At 54.6% G+C, this 859-nt stretch carries 1 protein-coding gene; it reads left to right on the forward strand.

The window, feature by feature from the left end; translation table 11 throughout:
- Positions 1-859: IS110 family transposase (locus HU762_RS26510; protein WP_186641872.1), on the forward strand; the 859-nt coding region annotated here is incomplete at both ends.

Raw genomic sequence — 859 nt, forward strand, 5'->3', positions numbered from 1 at the left:
AGCTTCCACTTGCATGGCCAAGATGCACAAGGCCACATGGTTCTGCGCAAGAAGCTTAATCGCAGCCAGTTGCTACCGTGGCTAGCACAAATACCACCCTGCAAAGTCGCCATGGAATCCTGTGGCGGGTCACAGTTTCTGGCGAGAGAAATCACCAAGCTCGGCCATCAGGTCCAACTGATTGCGCCACAGCATGTAAAAGCTTACGTCACGGGCAACAAGAACGATTTCATTGATGCCGAAGCTATCTGCGAAGCCGCATCACGCCCCAGAACGCGCTCTGTGCAGGTCAAGTCGGTCGACCAGCAGGTATTGTCGACGGTGCATAAATTGCGTAAATCACTGGTAAGTCGACGCACCGGCGTGATCAACCAGGTGCACGGGTTCTTATTGGAGTTTGGCGTTATCTTTCCCGCCGGCTATGCCGCGCTGGATCGGGTTCCTACATTGATGGAAGAACACAATCTACCTCTGCGCCTGAGGCAGGCTATTAATCGGATGCTTGATGACATTCGTCAATTGACCAGCGAAATCAAAGCGCTGGATACCGAGATCAAGCAGCAGGTAAACAGGAGTGACGCCGGCAAAAGATTACAGAGCGTCCCCGGCATCGGCCCCCTCATCGCTAGCGCGTTGGTGGCCGATGTCGGGGATGCTTCGATGTACAAATCGTCCCGAGACTTTTCGGCCTCCCTGGGGTTAGTGCCGCGGCAATACTCGACTGGGGGGCAAACCACGTTACTGGGTATTAGCAAGCGTGGGGATCGGTATTTGCGAACCTTGTTGATGCAGGGCGCCCAAACCCTGCTTTACCGAATCGATAAACGAAACGATGCGCTCGGCGTCTGGGCTAGAAACC

Source organism: Pseudomonas sp. SWRI92 (genome assembly GCF_014268685.1).
Classification (GTDB): Bacteria; Pseudomonadota; Gammaproteobacteria; order Pseudomonadales; family Pseudomonadaceae; genus Aquipseudomonas; species Aquipseudomonas marvdashtae.